The organism is Parazoarcus communis (assembly GCF_003111665.1).
Taxonomy (GTDB): Bacteria; Pseudomonadota; Gammaproteobacteria; order Burkholderiales; family Rhodocyclaceae; genus Parazoarcus; species Parazoarcus communis_B.
This window is the reverse complement of the sequence record NZ_CP022188.1, coordinates 2007633-2020415: the sequence shown is the minus strand read 5'-3', so window position 1 is coordinate 2020415 and position 12783 is coordinate 2007633. Positions and strand designations below refer to the sequence as shown.

The following is a 12783-nucleotide window of genomic DNA, read 5'->3' as shown; positions in this document are numbered from 1 at the left end:
CGGGGAGGCTGTCTATCTGCCGGGATCGGCCTCGGGCTCACCTTTGATGCCACGCACCAAAGCCTTGCTCCCGTCGCGCGCCGCATGGCCGACGGAGCGCGCGCCCTTGCCCACGGTGCTGGCCGCATCACGCGCGGCGGAACCCACGCCGCGTCCAAACTCGGCGGCGCCGTGCCCGATCTCGCGCCCGACTTCGCGCGCTTCCTGACCCACCTCGCGCAGCGTCGATCCAACGGCGTGGCCCACCTCCTCACTGGTGCTGGCCGCACCCGCAGTCGCGAACACACATCCGGCAGCCAGCATCATCGCAGCCCCCGCAAGCGCGTGCATCGCGCCCGTCAACACATTCGTGTCATCGCACTGTTTCATCATATTCATGCTCCATCTGCATGCATTGGGTCTATGCTTCGTTCACGGAGAAGCTCCCGCCACGCAGGTCCGGCTCAACGCAGCACTTTGTGGTCGAACCGGCATTGTTCAAGACTAGCGCAATGCGATCATGTTGACGGTAATCAGGCGTAAGCGTGCTCCAAGGCGTCAGGTCGCGATTTGGGCTGGCTCGTTTTGTGCAGTACAATATTTGCTCAAATTATATTTGCGCAGTCGCGCTCCTCTCCGCTTCGAAGCATGGACAGGCTTCGCGACTGCCCGCCGCGATGCTCCCTCACCTGTTACCGATTGGCTCACTGCTTGCCGGTACCGCGCTGCTGTTGCTCGGCACCGGCCTTCTCAATACCGTCATCGCACTGCGTGGCAGCCTCGAAGGCTTCTCGGATGCCACCCTGGGCCTGATTGGCTCGGCCTACTTCGTCGGCTTCTTTGTCGGCACTTTCGCTGCGCCGCCCGTCATCCGCCAGCTCGGACACATCCGGGCCTTCGCCTTCTTCTCTGCGGCCACCGCAGTGTGCGTGCTGCTGCACGCACTGCTGGTGTCTGCACCGGTGTGGATGCTGCTGCGCGTCGTCACCGGCATCACCCTGGTCGGGCTGTACATGGTGATCGAGAGCTGGCTCAACAGTCAGTCCTCCCCGGAGCAGCGCGGGAAGATCTTTGCCGTCTACATGGCGGTCAACCTCGGCGCGCTCGCCCTGGCGCAGCAGTTGTTGCGCCTTGGCTCGCCGGCCGAGTTCGGGCTGTTCGCCATCGCGTCGATCTTCGTCGTGCTGTCCTTGATGCCGGTCACCGCCACCCGTTTTTCGCCGCCCGCGCTGAAGCCGACACCGCGGCTCGGTCTTGGCCGGCTGTGGAAGGCTGCACCGGTCGCCTTTGCCGGCGCCGTGCAATCCGGGCTGGCCATGGGGGCCTTCTGGGGCATGAGCGCGGTGTACGGCGGCCGTATCGGACTCGATTCCGCCGGCGTCGCCCTGCTGATCACGGTGTCCATTCTTGGCGGTGCGCTGCTGCAGTGGCCCATCGGCCATTACTCGGACCGTGGCGACCGTCGCATCGCGCTCGCCTTGGTCGCTGCCGCGGCGAGTGCCGCCGGCGTGCTGTGGGCCGCACTGGGACAGTTTGGCGAAATGGTGCTGATCGGCGGCTTTCTGTTCGGCGCGGCCTCGTTCGCGATCTACCCGATCGTGATTGCCCACCTCATCGATCACCTCTCGCACGACGACATCCTTTCCGGCAACGCAGCCCTGCTTCTGCTGCACGGGGCCGGCGCCGCAGCGGGTCCGACCGTGGCCGGTGTGCTGATGGGCTGGCTCGGCCCGATCGCCTTGCCACTGCATTTCATCCTGATGCTCGCCCCGCTCGCGCTGTTCGCCTGGTGGCACGCACGTCATGGCAAGGACGTCATTGTCGAAGAAGCCGCGCATTTCATGCCAATGATGCGCACCTCGCCTACAGTACTGGAAATGATGACCCCGGCCGATGCGCCAGAACATGTTGCACCGGCCACAGACGAAACCACACAATCCGCATAAACCAGATCAACCAGTCGGCACCCGTGTCGGCGTTCACCCAAAAGGAGAACCGCACATGCTGCTCGCAACCGATCTCGATGGCACCTTTCTCGCTGGCCATCCCGAGAACCGTCAGCGCCTGTACCAACTGATTGCCGCCCACCCGGAGATCAAGCTTGCCTTTGTCACCGGCCGCGGCCTGGAAGTCGTGCTTCCCATTCTGTCCGACCCCACCATCCCGGTGCCGGACTACATCATCTGCGACGTCGGCGGCACCATCGTCGATGGTCACACCCGTCAGCCGGTGCAGCCGCTGCAGTCAGACATCGATTCGCGCTGGCCGGGCGAACGCGCGGTGGCCGAGGCCATGGCGCACTTCGACGGGCTCGAGCGCCAGGAAGTCCCGCAGCAGCGCCGCTGCTCCTATTTCTGCGACAGCAACGAGGTCACGACCGACATCCAGCGCATTGCCGCCCAGCTTGGCTGCCAGGTGCTGTATTCGGCCGATCGCTACCTCGACATCCTGCCGCGCGGCGTCAACAAGGGCAGCACCCTGTCGTCCCTGGTACAACACCTCGGCATCGACCGCGACGAAGTCCTGGTTGCCGGCGACACCCTGAACGACCTGTCGATGTACGAAGCGGGCTTCATCGGCGTGTGCGTTGGCGAGTCCGAACCAGCCCTGCTCGACGCCACCCGCGACCGCGCCCGGGTCATGCACGCGCATCACACCGGCTGTGGCGGCATCCTCGAAGCCATGGCGCATTTCGGTTTCCTCGGCGCCGGCGGCATCGATGCCGAAGTCGGGGCGATGGACGCTCCCGGCAAGGCAGATCTGGTCATGGTCTATCACCGCCTGCCCTACGAAGAAGTATTCGAGAACGGCAAGGCCATCCGCCGCCGCCCGACCTCGCCCAACGGCATCATCCCCACCCTGCTGTCCTTCTTCAATGGACGCAAGGGCTCGTGGGTCGCCTGGTCGGTTCATGACCGGAAGAAGGGCATTCCCTTCGAAACCCATACCGAAGTCGACCGCGAACGCTACCCCGACCTGCTCGCGGCACGCGTGGCCCTGACCAAGGACGAAGTCGATACCTTCTACAAGCGCTTCTCCAAGGAAGCCTTCTGGCCGACGCTGCACACGTTCTGGGAGCGCGCGATTTTCCGCGAGGAAGACTGGATCGTGTTCATGAAGGTCAACCGCCTGTTCGCCGAGCGCACTGCGGCCGAAGCCGCCGAGGGCGCCGTGGTCTGGATCCACGACTACAACCTGTGGATGGTGCCGGCCTACCTGCGCGAACTGCGTCCCGACCTGAAGATTGCCTTCTTCCACCACACCTATTTCCCCTCGGCCGACGTCTTCAACGTGTTGCCGTGGCGACGGGAGATCATCGGCAGCCTTCTGCAGTGTGACTACATCGGCTTTCACATCCCGCGCCAGGTCGAGAACTTCGTCGACGTGGCGCGCGGCGTGGCCCCGCTCAAGGTGCTCGAAACCAAGGCCTGCGCGCCGCGCTACCTGACATACGGCTGCGCGGTCGGACTCGATGAGGTCACCACCCAGATCGAAGTCCATGGACGCCGCATCGGCCTTGGCGCCCATCCTGTGGGGCTCGACATCGGTCGCGTGAGGGCCGCACTCGATGCCCCGGGTGCCGCCGCACGCATGGCGGCCCTGCGTCGTGACCTCTCTGGCACCCGCGTCATCCTGTCGGTGGAGCGCCTCGACTACACCAAGGGCACGCTGGAGAAGCTGGTTGCCTTCGAACGCCTGCTCGAAGAGCATCCGGAGCTGCACGGCAAAGTCTCGCTGCTCGCGGTGTGCGTACCGGCAGCCAAGGAGATGACGGTCTATGACGAGCTGCAGACTCGCATCGAGCAGGCTGTCGGCAAGGTGAACGGCCGCTTCGCCCGCGTCGGCTGGACGCCGGTGCAGTTCTTCTTCCGTCCGCTCCCCTTCGAAGAGGTGGTGAGCTGGTACGCGATGGCCGACGTGATGTGGATCACCCCCCTGCGCGACGGCCTCAACCTCGTGGCCAAGGAGTACGTCGCGGCCCAGGGGCTGACCGGTGGGCATGGCGTACTCGTGCTGTCGGAGTTCGCGGGTGCCGCAGCCGAGCTGCATGGCGCAGTGCTGACCAATCCGCACGACATCCACGACCTCATCGGCAAGCTCTACTTCGGCATTGCGATGAACCGCGCCGAGGCCGAGTCACGTCTGCGCGAACTCTTCGACATCGTTCAGCACAACGACATCCAGCGCTGGGGGCAGGACTTCCTCGACGCCGTCGTCGCGCAGCAAACGACCCAGCCACTGGACACGGACTCAGTCCTGGCCGACGATTCCGAGCCGGCTGCCGCCTGAGTTGCGGCCAGCCCTTTACAGGAGAACTCATGCTTGAAAAGTTTGCTTCGCTTGACTGGATGAACCAGTACGCCCTGCCCTGGGGCATCAACATTGCGCTCGCACTCGGCATCTTCATTGTCGGTCGCTGGATCGCACACGGCATCGTGTCGCTGGCCCGTCGCCTGCTCGGGCGCGCCGGGCTGGACGACATTCTGGTGAACTTCATCGGCTCGATCCTCAACGGTGCGCTGCTGCTGGTCGTCGTGGTCGCGTCGCTCGACCGTCTCGGCGTGGACACCACCTCGCTGATCGCACTGATTGGTGCAGCCGGCCTCGCGATTGGTCTGGCCCTGCAGGACTCGCTGAAGAACTTCGCCGCCGGCGTGATGCTGATCGTGTTCCGCCCGTTCAAGGCCGGCGATTTCGTCGAAGCCGCGGGCACCCAGGGCGTGGTGGAGAAAATCAGCATCTTCAGCTCGATCTTTCGCACCCCCGACAACCGCGAGATCATCGTGCCCAACGGCTCGATCTACGCTGACGTCATCACCAACTATTCGGCACGCGGAACGCGCCGCATCGACCTGGTGTTCGGCATCGGCTACGGCGACGACATCCGCAAGGCGCGCAGCGTGATCGAAGGCGTGCTCGCCGCAGATACGCGCCTGCTCGCCGAGCCGGCGCCCTTCATCGGCGTCGCCGAACTCGGCGCCAGCAGCGTGGACCTGCATGTCAGGCCCTGGGTCAATACTTCGGACTACTTCGCCACGATGTGCGAACTGAAGGAAAAGATAAAGATCGCCTTCGACGAGAACGGCATCTCGATTCCCTACCCGCAGATGGACGTTCACGCCCACACCGTAAGCTGACTCCTGCCACCCGGCCGCCCCCACTCAGTTCGCGGCCGGCCGGGTGCGCCACAAGGGCCGCAGCGCCAGCAGGCCGAGCACCGGCCCTGGCAGCAGCAGCCATGCAACATGCTCGCCCCACGCGGGCCACAGCCGGGTGCCGAGATCGATCGACACCATGGTCACCGCAAAGCCGATGGCGTTCTGCAAGGCCAGCGCACTGCCGACAATTGTCTGCGGACAGGCGCGCGCAGACAGCGCGGAAAAATGCGGCGAATCCGCCACCACACTCGCCCCCCACAGCAGCATCAGCGCCGCCAGCAGCAGCGGCGACGCGTTGACCGCGAACGGATAGATTGCGCAGCACGCGGCCGACAGCGCCATCGCTGCCGCGGCCACTCGCGCACTCCCCACCCGGCGGCTCACGAAGCCGCCAAATACGCAGCCGAGCGCGCCGATACCGATCACGGCAAAGGATGCGGCCGAGATCGCAGCCGGCGCCCAGCCCGCGGTGGCAGGCAGTGCCGCAAGCATCAGCGGCACGAGCGTCCAGAAAGCGTAGAGCTCCCACTGGTGGCCGAAGTAGCCCAGCGCCGACGCGCGGAAAGCCGGCTCGCGCAGCGCCATCAGCACTTCGCCAAGATGCAGCGCCGGCATCCCGGTGCGACGCACCAGGTGCGGACCGTCGCCCAGCCGCAGAATCAGCCCCGCAGCCACGACCGCGAGTACCGACGACACCAGAATCGTGGCCTGCCATCCCCAGCCCGCATCGAGCATGCGAACGCCGTGCGGCAAGGATGTGCCCAGAGTCAGCATGCCGACCAGCCACGCCAGCGCAGCCCCGGCCTGCTGCGGCACCCAGCTCACCACCAGCTTCATGCCCAGCGGATAGACGCCCGCCAGGGCCAGGCCGACGACGAAACGCAGGGCCATGCCACTGCTCATGCCCTCGGCGAACATGGCAAAACCGGCGTTGGCGAGCGCACCGATCAGTGCACAGGCGGCGAAGATCCGGCTGGCGGGAAAGCGGTCGGCAAAACCGGTGAGCGCGAAGCTCAGGGTGCCGATGATGAAGCCGAGCTGGACGGCATTGGTCAGGTGACCGATATCCGCACTGCTCAGCCCCCAGGCACGCATCAGATCGTCACCGGCACTGTTGGCTGAAAACCACAGTGAGGTGCCGAACAACTGGGCGAGAACGATGATCGCGATCGGTTTGGGGCGCATGGACGCCGAGTTTGAAGCCAGCCGCACGGCAACTCAAGCACGCATTGAGGGCGCGGGCAGTCCGCGAACGGGATACCATTACGCCTTCGACGCTTAAACGCGTGAATGGCAACCTCACCGCCCCGCACCAGACGCCCTTGTGACCAGCAAATCAAGCAGCCCTGCCCGCATCCCGACAATCACCGTCGGCCTGCGCCCCTTCCCCGGCACGCCCGCCGCCTCTTCAAACGCTGACGACGACACACCGCTGCCAGTCCGCGCCCTGCTCTGCACCATGCATGCATCGCCCGACGGCGGTGCGCGCTTCGTGTTCGAGCTCGATGCCGACCCTGCGCACGTGCGCATCCCGGCGCCAGCCGAAAGCGGCCCGGCGGACGAACTCTGGCAACACACCTGCTTCGAGGTTTTCGTTGCCGCACCCGGTGACGACGCCTACCGCGAATTTAACCTGTCGCCATCGCGGCAGTGGGCGAACTACGCCTTCACTGCTTACCGCGAACGCGACAATGCCTTCAGCCCGCCCGCCGCACCTCGTATCCAATACACGGCGCGGGCCGACGGTCTCACGCTCGAAGCCGAACTGCCGGCGTCAAGTCTGCCGGGAATCACCACCGGCACCGATCTGCGCATCGCCCTTGCCGCCGTCATCGAACTCGAAACAGGCGAACTCGAATACTGGGCACTGAAGCATCCGGCGCCAACGCCCGACTTTCACGACCGCGGCGGATTCGTGCTGACGCTGAACATGGCGGCACCGGAGGCCGCATGAACGCGGTGAAATTCGGCCTGGACCGTGTGCTCGAAGATGCCGGTCTGCGCCGCCCCCTCGCCGGTCGCCGCGTCGCACTGCTTGCTCACCCTGCCTCGGTCACCCGTGACCTCAGCCATTCGCTCGACGCCCTCGCCACCCTGCCCGACCTGAACATCACGGCCGCCTTCGGCCCCCAGCACGGTCTGCGCGGTGACAAGCAGGACAACATGGTCGAGTCGCCGGACTTCATCGATCCGGTGCATCGCATCCCGGTCTTCAGCCTCTATGGCGAAGTGCGCCGCCCCACTGCGGCAATGATGGACAGCTTCGATGTGCTGCTGGTCGACCTGCAGGATCTCGGCTGCCGCATCTACACCTTCATCACCACGCTGCGCTACGTGCTCGAAGAAGCCGCCCGCCACGGCAAGGCGGTGTGGGTGCTCGACCGCCCCAACCCTGCCGGACGACCGGTGGAAGGCACGCTGCTGCATGAGGGCTGGGAGAGCTTCGTTGGTGCCGGCCCGCTGCCGATGCGCCACGGCCTCACCATGGGCGAGATGGCGCGCTGGTTCATCGCCACGCTCGGCCTCGATGTGGAATGCGAAGTCATCACCATGCAGGGCTGGCAGCCTGAGTCCGCGCCCGGCTACGGCTGGCCGCTTGGCGAACGCAGCTGGATCAATCCCAGCCCCAACGCCCCCAACCTGTCGATGGCGCGCGCCTACGCCGGCACGGTGATGCTTGAAGGCACGACCCTGTCAGAAGGTCGCGGCACCACACGCCCGCTGGAGCTCTTTGGCGCCCCGGACATCGACGCCCGCGGCCTCATTGCGGAGATGCGCAGCTTCGCGCCCGAATGGCTGGCCGGCTGCGTGCTGCGCGAGTGCTGGTTCGAACCCACCTTCCACAAACATGCCGGCAAGCTGTGCGCCGGTGTGCAGATCCACGTCGAAGACCCCGCACATTACGATCACGCCTCCTTCCGTCCGTGGCGCGTGCAGGCGCTCGCATTCAAGGCCTTGCGCCGGTTGCAGCCCGACTACCCGCTATGGCGCGACTTTGCCTACGAATACGAGCATGACCGCCTTGCCATCGACCTGATCAATGGCAGCCCGCTGCTGCGTGAATGGGTGGACGCCCCGGCCGCTCGCGCCGAAGACCTCGACGCCCTCGCCACGGCCGACGAAGCGCGCTGGCTCGACGCCCGCGCGCCCTTCCTCCTCTACCCCTGATTACCCCTTCGGAGCCCTCGCGATGAAACACGCCCTCAAGATCTTCGCCTGCAACTCCAACGACGGCCTTGCCAGCGAGATCTGCAGCCGCCTTGGCGTGCGCCCCAGCCAGCTCGAGATTTCGCGCTTCTCCAATGACAACCTGCATGTGCAGATCCAGGAGAACGTGCGCGAGCGCGACGTGTTCGTGGTGCAGTCCTTCACCGAGCCGGTGAGCGACCACATCATGGAAATGCTGATCACGATCGACGCCCTGCGCAGCGCCTCGGCCCAGCGCATCACGGCGATCATCCCGTACTACTCGTACGCTCGTTCGGACAAGAAGGACAAGCCGCGGATCTCGATCACCGGCCGCCTGATTGCCGACATGCTGGTCACCGCCGGCGCGAACCGCGTGCTGACCATGGACCTGCACGCGGACCAGGTGCACGGCTTCTTCCGAGTACCGGTGGATCACCTCACCGCCATTCCGACCATCGCCGATCACTTCCGCCAGAACTACGATCTGGCCAACATGGTGGCGGTGGCAACCGATGCCGGCGGCGCCAAGCGCGTGGGCCGCTTCTCCGAGCGTCTGGGCATTCCGATGGCCATCATCGACAAGCGCCGCGTCAGCGACACCGACGTCAAGCAGGGCGAAGTGGTGGGCGATGTGCGTGGCCGTGACGCGGTGATCTTCGAGGACGAAATCTCCACCGGCGGCACGCTGATCTCGACCATCAACACCCTGCGCGCCGCCGGCGCCCGCAGCATTCATGCCGGTGCAGTTCATGGCGTGCTCTGTGGCCCCGCGATCGAGCGCCTGCGCGAAGCCGCGATCGACTCCATCGTGGTCACCAATACGGTCTATGTCGCGCCCGAGAAGCAACTCGACAAGCTCACCGTGCTGACCGTCGCCCCGCTGTTCGCGTCCGCCATCGAGCGCATTCACAGCGGCGAGAGCGTCGGCGCACTGTTTGAATAAATCCAGGACGGATTCGTTTCAGGAGAGCGCCCCATGTTCATTGCCATGAATCGTTTCAGGATCAAACACGGCCATGAGGAGACTTTCGTCGAGCACTGGCGGCAGCGCGAAAGCTACCTGGAAGAAGTCCCCGGCTTCGTCCGCTTCAACCTGATGCGCGGCCCGCAAACCGAGGAATACACACTGTTCGCTTCGCACACCGAGTGGGCAAGCGAGCAGGCGTTTGCGGACTGGACGCAGTCCGAGGCCTTCGCCAAGGCGCACGCCAACGCCGGCAAGAGCCCGCGCGAAATCTACATGGGGCCGCCGCAACTGGAGTTGTTCGAAGCGGTACTCTGAATGGGCGAGACAGACACCAGACCAAGCAGGGGTCTGTCTCGGCCGAAGCATCAGCCGGGCTGAGCGCCGGCTTCCTGCTGGGCAGCGATCTCGGCCCGGACCTTGTCCATGTCCAGCCCGCGCACACCGTCGATGACCTGCTGCAGGCCAGCTGCGGGCAGTGCGCCCGACTCGCGGAATACCATGACGTTGTCGCGAATCACGGCGATGGTCGGAATCGAGCGGATCTGAAAGGTCGCAGCCAGCTCCTGCTGGGCTTCAGTGTCGATCTTGCCAAACACGATGTCCGGGTTCGCCGCCGCAGCGGTTTCGTACACAGGCGCAAACCCACGACAGGGACCGCACCACTCTGCCCAGAAATCGAGGAACACGATCTCGTTGTTGGCGATGGTGTCGTTGAAGTTGTCGGCGGTAATTTCGACGCTGCTCATGCTCGTGCTCCTTTTAGTCAGGCAGGCAGGGTACATCAATGGCGAGGTGGGTGAAACGCACGGCGCATAAGGATTCGCCTATATAGCCGGTAGGCTGAATCTATTGCGCTCTGGTCCGCAGCATGATGCCCCCGAGCCATACGAACCCGAACGATCTGCCCCAGCCCCCAAAGGCACCCCGCTCACCAAGCCCCCGAACCAGCGTCAGCACGCCCGCGCAGCCCTCCAGCATGCCGAGATGATGCGATGCCCGGCTATGCGCGCGCGTCTTCCAGATGGGTTCGCATCGCCGCAAAGCTCTCCTGCCAGTAATCCAGGCACGCGCGCACCTTGGGCAGGCGGTGGCGCTCCTGCAGCATCACGGCATAGAAGGGGATGCGCTCCTGCTCGGTGTAGTCGGCAAGCACCTGTGTAAGCTGTCCCGTCCGCACCAGAGGTGAAACCAGCAGTTCGTTCAGGTGGGCGATGCCGATCCCCTGGAGCGCCAGCGCAAGCACTGTGGCCGTGCTGTCCGCCCGGGTGTGGCCCTTGACCAGCAATGTATCGACCTTGCTGTGGTCTGCGGCGCGCGTGCCCTTTTTACTGGCTTGCCAGGCAGCCCCCGTGCCGGTCCAGTCGGACGACACCAGAGATGATTTCCTGAACGGCCAGCGGTTCAGCGACTGGCTCGCGCTGTTGGCGATCAGGCGATGCGCCGCCAGGTCGGCTGGTGTGTGCGGGACGCCGAACTTCTCCAGATACGCCGGGGCTGCATAGAGATTGCGGCCGAGCTCGCCAATCTGCCGCACAACGAGACTCTCGGCATTGTCCACACCGGCGCGCATGGCGATATCGACGCCGTCGCGCACGAGGTCCGATACACGGTCATCCGTCATGATTTCGATCTGCAGACCGGGATGGCGCTCGTACAGCCCCGGCAGGCTGGGCACGATGGCCATCTGGGCAAGAATCGGGCTGACGTTGATCCTGACCAGGCCGCTCGGGCCTGCCAGCTTGCCGCTGAGTTCGCTTTCCATTTCGGCCGCGATGTCCAGCATGCGCCGTGCATGGGCAAGAAAGGTGTCGCCTTCGTCCGTCAGCGACAGACCATGCGTACTGCGGCGCAGCAGGCGCAAGGACAGCGCCGACTCCATGCGGGCGATCGCGCGCGAGACCTGGCTGACCGGCTCGTTACGCTCGCGCGCAGCGGCAGACAGCGTGCCAAGCTCGGCGACACGGACAAAGAGGGCGGCATCGTTCAGGTTGAGTTGCATGACGCGCAGTATGCATCAGCGCAGCCGGTGTTGCAGAAACTGCAATACCAATCTGCAATTCACGGGGTTTCCGTGCATCCGTTAGCACCATAAAGTGCAACTCATCCCACAAGGAGGTGCTTTCGATGAACCACACTGACGACACGATTGAAATGCTGTGGCCGGACCAGGATGCAAAACATCATGTCCACATCTACGAGCAAGTTCGCATTGAGGCAGAACGGCTCCGCCGTAAAGCGATCAACGACTTCATGAGAGTCCTGTTCGCAGCGCTCGCCGCAGGCCCGAGACAACTGGTGCGCGCCGTGCGCAACATTACGACGCGGCCCGCCGCTCGGGACGCCGGGGACACGACAGCTTGCAGGTGCTGAACCCCGGCGCCGGCGCACTCAACGCAGCATTGCGACGCAAGGCGACGCCGGGCTGAAGGCAGAATGCCAGCCTTCAGCCCGGCGTCGCCAGCTTCAAACCGATGACCCCGGCGACGATCAGCCCCAGGCTTAGCAGCCTTCCGGCACTCGCCGACTCGCCAAACAGGACGATGCCGAAAATCGCCGTGCCCACCGCACCCACGCCCACCCACACCGCGTAGGCGGTGCCAATCGGCAGCGTTTTCATCGCAATCCCAAGCATCCCCAGGCTGAGCGCGATCGCGACCAGCGTACCCACCGTCGGCCAGAAGCGCGTGAAACCCTCGGTATACTTGAGGCCAATCGCCCAGCCAATCTCGAACAATCCCGCCAGAATCAGAATCGACCACGTCATCACAAACACCTGCCATGTAGCGGGGTCGTCCCCATCACAGGATAGGGAAATGAGGTCGTCCACATTTCCATTGAAGCCTGACGCTTCGGTTCAGGTGCCGGAAAAACGGCGCCCCGAACAGATTGCACTGCAGCAATTATGTCACGCGGACGGCGTCCTGGGCCGAACACACCCTGAGCTCAGGGTTCGCCCTTCTCACCGACCCCCCGCTCAAGCTGCTCGAGCATGCGGGCTGCGTCCGCAAGCTGATGTTCGCTGAAAACGCACACGCCGGCCTGCGCCAGGCACGCCGTGGTCACGCCGACACCCGCCACCTTTGTGCCGGAGAAGTTGCCATCGTAGATCGCCCCCGAACCGCAGGACGGACTCCCCTCTTTCAGAACGGCCACCCGTATTCCCATTTCCCGAGCGTGCGCCAGCGCCCGCTCCGCGCCACGAATGAACTGCTCAGTCACGTCGCGGCCATCGACCGCAACGACGCGCGCCTCACCGTCGACCACGGCCCGCCCGCCTCCGCCACGCGTTATCTCGGCTGGCGGGCGCGGCGTCGACAACCCGCCGGCCACCTCGGGGCATACCGGCACGACACGCCCTTCATCGACCCAGCGTTTCAGCAGCGCATGGTCGCAACGGTTGTCCCCGCCGTTGTAGCGGACCGCTTCACCGAGCAGACAGGCACTGACGAGAATGAATTGCATGATCTCCAGCCCATGCCTGAAGCAGAA

General features: G+C 64.8%; 14 protein-coding genes. 8 read left to right on the top strand and 6 right to left on the bottom strand.

The window, feature by feature from the left end:
- Window positions 1-12 precede the first annotated feature (12 nt).
- Window positions 13-378 carry a hypothetical protein gene (locus CEW87_RS09215; protein WP_159098129.1) on the bottom strand — a complete coding sequence of 122 codons (366 nt, stop codon included), beginning with the start codon at window positions 376-378 and terminating at the stop codon, window positions 13-15.
- 278 nt (window positions 379-656) lie between these two features.
- On the opposite strand from CEW87_RS09215, the gene CEW87_RS09210 reads away from it, so the two are divergent.
- Genes CEW87_RS09210 through CEW87_RS09200 form a run of 3 tightly spaced genes read left to right on the top strand, consistent with a single transcriptional unit; the run spans window position 657 to window position 5117 of the window.
- Window positions 657-1925: an MFS transporter gene (locus tag CEW87_RS09210; RefSeq protein WP_108972454.1), complete on the top strand. Its 1269-nt coding sequence runs from the start codon at window positions 657-659 to the stop codon at window positions 1923-1925.
- Window positions 1926-1980: 55 nt separating this feature from the next.
- The gene (gene ggpS / locus CEW87_RS09205) at window positions 1981-4269 is read left to right on the top strand and encodes a glucosylglycerol-phosphate synthase (protein ID WP_108972452.1); all 2289 of its coding nucleotides are present in this window, start codon (window positions 1981-1983) and stop codon (window positions 4267-4269) included.
- 29 nt (window positions 4270-4298) lie between these two features.
- Window positions 4299-5117 (top strand): mechanosensitive ion channel family protein, encoded by an 819-nt coding sequence (locus tag CEW87_RS09200; RefSeq protein WP_108972451.1) that lies wholly within the window; start codon window positions 4299-4301, stop codon window positions 5115-5117.
- A 24-nt stretch (window positions 5118-5141) separates the two neighbouring features.
- Here CEW87_RS09200 and CEW87_RS09195 read toward each other — a convergent pair whose 3' ends face one another.
- Window positions 5142-6323: an MFS transporter gene (locus CEW87_RS09195; protein ID WP_108972449.1), complete on the bottom strand. Its 1182-nt coding sequence runs from the start codon at window positions 6321-6323 to the stop codon at window positions 5142-5144.
- A gap of 139 nt (window positions 6324-6462) precedes the next feature.
- Here CEW87_RS09195 and CEW87_RS09190 point away from each other — a divergent pair, with 139 nt between their 5' ends.
- From CEW87_RS09190 to CEW87_RS09175, 4 genes are read left to right on the top strand one after another with little or no spacing between them, the layout of a single operon-like run.
- Window positions 6463-7092 carry a DOMON-like domain-containing protein gene (locus CEW87_RS09190; protein ID WP_234421709.1) on the top strand — a complete coding sequence of 210 codons (630 nt, stop codon included), beginning with the start codon at window positions 6463-6465 and terminating at the stop codon, window positions 7090-7092.
- Window positions 7089-8306 (top strand): exo-beta-N-acetylmuramidase NamZ domain-containing protein, encoded by a 1218-nt coding sequence (locus tag CEW87_RS09185; RefSeq protein ID WP_108972447.1) that lies wholly within the window; start codon window positions 7089-7091, stop codon window positions 8304-8306. The genes CEW87_RS09190 and CEW87_RS09185 overlap by 4 nt, the downstream gene beginning before the upstream one ends.
- 22 nt (window positions 8307-8328) lie before the next feature.
- Window positions 8329-9270: a ribose-phosphate diphosphokinase gene (locus tag CEW87_RS09180; protein ID WP_108972445.1), complete on the top strand. Its 942-nt coding sequence runs from the start codon at window positions 8329-8331 to the stop codon at window positions 9268-9270.
- Window positions 9271-9303: 33 nt separating this feature from the next.
- Window positions 9304-9609, top strand: a complete 306-nt coding sequence (locus tag CEW87_RS09175) for an antibiotic biosynthesis monooxygenase family protein (protein ID WP_108972443.1) — start codon at window positions 9304-9306, stop codon at window positions 9607-9609.
- A 50-nt stretch (window positions 9610-9659) separates the two neighbouring features.
- Here the strand turns inward: CEW87_RS09175 and CEW87_RS09170 are convergent, their stop codons facing one another.
- Entirely contained in the window at window positions 9660-10040 is a 381-nt protein-coding gene (locus tag CEW87_RS09170) for a thioredoxin family protein (RefSeq protein WP_108972441.1), read from the bottom strand.
- Between the two features lie 254 nt (window positions 10041-10294).
- The gene (locus CEW87_RS09165; RefSeq protein ID WP_108972440.1) at window positions 10295-11293 is read right to left on the bottom strand and encodes a LysR family transcriptional regulator; all 999 of its coding nucleotides are present in this window, start codon (window positions 11291-11293) and stop codon (window positions 10295-10297) included.
- A gap of 125 nt (window positions 11294-11418) precedes the next feature.
- Here CEW87_RS09165 and CEW87_RS09160 point away from each other — a divergent pair, with 125 nt between their 5' ends.
- The gene (locus CEW87_RS09160) at window positions 11419-11664 is read left to right on the top strand and encodes a hypothetical protein (protein WP_108972438.1); all 246 of its coding nucleotides are present in this window, start codon (window positions 11419-11421) and stop codon (window positions 11662-11664) included.
- A 73-nt stretch (window positions 11665-11737) separates the two neighbouring features.
- Here the strand turns inward: CEW87_RS09160 and sugE are convergent, their stop codons facing one another.
- Window positions 11738-12058, bottom strand: a complete 321-nt coding sequence (gene sugE, locus CEW87_RS09155) for a quaternary ammonium compound efflux SMR transporter SugE (RefSeq protein WP_108972436.1) — start codon at window positions 12056-12058, stop codon at window positions 11738-11740.
- A gap of 179 nt (window positions 12059-12237) precedes the next feature.
- Window positions 12238-12756: a DUF523 domain-containing protein gene (locus CEW87_RS09150; protein ID WP_108977072.1), complete on the bottom strand. Its 519-nt coding sequence runs from the start codon at window positions 12754-12756 to the stop codon at window positions 12238-12240.
- Between the last annotated feature and the right edge of the window lie 27 nt (window positions 12757-12783).